The following is a 3,399-nucleotide window of genomic DNA, read 5'->3' on the forward strand; positions in this document are numbered from 1 at the left end:
TCGACCCAATCCTGACATGCTCGCTCTGATTTTCGTCGCGATCATGGTGGGCATCGCTTTGACGCTGGTGGCCAAGCCCCGCGCGCTCCCGCTCATCCATCTGCTTGAAGCGATCAACGACGTCACAATTGTGCTGATCCGCATTGCCATGCGCCTCGCTCCCTATGGGGTGGCAGCGCTAATTTTCAGCGTAACGTCGCGTTTTGGCTATGACCTGCTCTCTGCGCTGGCAGTGTATGTGGTGACGGTGGTGGCTGGACTTGCTATCCACTTGTTCGGGACATTTTCGGTCCTGTTGGGGTTGTTGAGCCGGTACAACCCGCTCAAGTTCTTCCGCAAGGTGGAGACCGTGATGCTCACCGCCTTTTCTACGAGCTCCAGCAGCGCCACGCTGCCGACCACCATGGCGGTGGCTCAGGAGAACCTGGGCATTCCGCAGAAGATCGCCGGCTTTGTTTTGCCGCTTGGGGCGACGATGAACATGAACGGCACGGCGCTGTTCGAAGGGGTGACAGTGCTCTTTCTGGCGCAGGTGTTCGGTGTGCCGCTGTCGCTGACGATGCAGATTGTCGTCGTCATCATGAGTGTGTTGACGGCAGTGGGTGCGGCGGGGGTGCCGTCCGGGTCCATCCCACTGCTCATCATCGTGCTGGGCATGGTGCACGTGCCCGCGGAAGGGATTGCCATCATCCTTGGGGTGGACCGGTTGCTGGATATGTGCCGCACGGTGCTCAACGTGACAGGCGACATCACCTGTGCGGCGTACATTGCCCGTTCCGAGGGCTTTGCCCTGCGCGAATAGAGGCGGGCTGCGCCCGGGGCGGGACTGCCGCAGGAGATGAAGTTTTCAGGGCTGAATTAGGGAGGGGTGTGAGGATGGCTGAGGTGGAGGAGCGCGGAGTGGGCACCAAGTGGGCTCTGTACGCAGCACTGGGATGGGCGATGGCGTGCGGCATGGTCGGCTCATCCCAGGCGCAGCTGCAGGTGCTGTCGGTAACGCCCCAACACGGGTGCGTGGGGGTGAACCCGAGCATGACCGTGGTCATGGTCTTTACGCGGCCGCTCGACGCGGAGGCGCTCTTTGCCAGTAGCGGCACCTTTGTCAACGCAGGAGCGGCGCCGCCCGGGGCGCTCACGGCACCGCAGGTCCTTAGCCTCAGCAGTGACCGCCGCACCCTCTTTGTGCAACTTAGGCTGGCCCCTGAGAGTCGCGTCCAGTACTCCTTGCTCGGCGCCCGCAGTGCCGATGGGCAGATGCTCGACCGTCCCTCCACACTTGCCTTCACCACCGGCGCCACAATGCCGAGCGGCTCCGTCTCCGGGGTAGTAACTTGCCCAGGGAGTTCGCCTTGGGGGACGTTCGTGGCGCTATACCAGGAGGAGCCGTTCGGGGGTAGGCCCCTGGGGGCAATAGCGCGCGGAGAGCAGTTCTATGTGCGCGCGGAACAGGCGGTCTGCGCGGCGGTGGTGACGCACCGTGGCGGCCAGTACGCGATTGACTATGTGCCCGCGGGGACTTGGTACCCGCTGGCGGTAAAGGACCTCAACGGGGACGGCGAGCTGAGCCTTTTTGACGATGCCTGGGGCTTTCTGGACGCCGACCTTGATCTGCGACCGGACAGCCTGGTCCTTGCGGAGGGCGAAGCCTGCACAGGTGTCGACCTCACCGTGGCGCGCGTGCTGGTGCCGGTCACGGCGCGCGAAGCGGCGCAAAGCCAATCGTCAGTTGCGAGGGGCTGGGCGGTAGACGCGAACCTGTTCTTTCTGACCGGCCGTGACCCTGACAGCGTGGGCAAGGCCTGGGAGTGGCACGGCCAGTTTTCCTCGGCGGCGCAGAACGCTGAGCTCTCTCTGGCCTCCGTGGGAAGGTTGGCTGGATACGCCCCAAGCCCCCGCCATGGGGAGCGGCTTGCCGCACTCCCTTCGGATTGGGTGGATAGTCCGGTGGTGCTCGACAGCGCCCGCGCTCATGCCGCAGACTTTGTCCGACAGGCAACCTTTGACAGCGTCGTCATGGAGCTGGGCTGGTCGAGCAGGCACCTGCCGCTGCCCTATGCAGGGGGCGAGGTGCTTTGGGGCCAAGAACTGGAGGCCCTGTGGAGAGTCGCCTGGTTCGGTGCGCAGAGCGAGTTCTGCGCGGTGGTGATGGATGCTGTCAGCGGCCGCCACCTCAGGACGTTCAACCGCATGAGCCTCACGGCGCGGGAAGCGTACGCCAGTGCGGCGGAAGCGGCAAGAGCATTCTCGCAAGGCGATGTCAGTTGCTGCTATGCGGGAGCACATGTAGAGGGCGATGGTACAGCCTGGCGGTGGTCGTTTGCCTTTCTGGAGCCAGCGCGGCGACTTGATGTGCTCGTTTCGCCCTATGGCGTGCGGCAGGACACCCTGCTCGCGGTCGGCTTGAGTGAGGAAGCCTTGCCTGCCGGCTGGGTGGATAGCGATAAGGCCCTGGCTGCAGCGCTCGCCGCTGGCGGCGAGGAATTCCTGGAAGCCCATCGAGAGTCGCTCGTTGCGGCAGAGCTACTCAGAGTTGACCCACAAGATCCTCTTGGAGTCTCCACGCGGCTGGCGCCTGCGGTGCGCTTGGCTGTGCCGGAGGGCTTGCTGGCACGTTGGGGAATAGAGCTGGTGTCTGCCCCGCTCCGCAGCGACACGGGCACCTCTACCTGGCGGATGACCTTCGCCACGGAGGATGGGCACGACTTCTTGCTCTGCTTGGTGGATCCGCTGCGTGCGGACGTGACGCAGCGCTTCCGACATGGGCCGACCACGGCGCGCCGCGGTCTTGCTGTGGCGCAGGAACGGGCACGAGGCTGGGGCGCCCGCACTACCCTGGTGGGTGCCTTTTCCTGGGGCGAGGAGGTGGACACGACGGGCACCTGTGGTGGGTGGGCGTATTTGTTTGCCCGACCAGCCGTGGACAGCTGCCTGGTGCTCGTCACTGCCGATAGCATGCTGGTGGCGCAGTATTACGCGCTGTCGCTTCCGGGTATGGGCCAGATACCTGCTGCATGGATCGACAGCCCAGAGGCTATTGCTAAGGCCGAGATTGCCGGTGGGCAGGCGTTTCGCGCCGCGTATCCCGGGGCGCTCTGCTCGGCTACGCTGGCGCACGGGTGGGTCGCAGCCTTTGCGAACCGGACGCTGTGGGTGCTGAGCTACAGAACGCCAGATGGAGGGGCCACCCTTGAGGTGGTGCTCGACGCGGTCAATGGGGAGTTACTCACCGGAGTGCGGCGCGACCAGCCGACTTCGCACGAAGCCGGGCAGTTTGCCCTGTACCCGGCCTTTCCCAACCCGAGCAACGCCGGAGCAACTATCAAGTTTATGCTCCCTCAGCAGAGCCCTGTGCGCGTGGCGGTCTATGACGCAAATGGACGGCTGGCCTGGACTTTGTCC

At 64.6% G+C, this 3,399-nt stretch carries 2 protein-coding genes; both read left to right on the forward strand.

Annotated elements, in window-relative coordinates; all coding sequences use genetic code 11:
- Positions 1–802 (forward strand): dicarboxylate/amino acid:cation symporter (locus tag H5U38_15935; protein ID MBC7188514.1); only part of this gene is annotated, 802 nt, incomplete at its 5' end.
- Between the two features lie 74 nt (positions 803–876).
- A partial coding sequence (locus H5U38_15940) for a hypothetical protein (GenBank protein ID MBC7188515.1) occupies positions 877–3,399 on the forward strand: 2,523 nt, incomplete at its 3' end.

It is taken from the genome of Calditrichota bacterium (genome assembly GCA_014359355.1).
Classification (GTDB): domain Bacteria; phylum Zhuqueibacterota; class Zhuqueibacteria; order JANLFK01; family Oleimicrobiaceae; genus Oleimicrobium.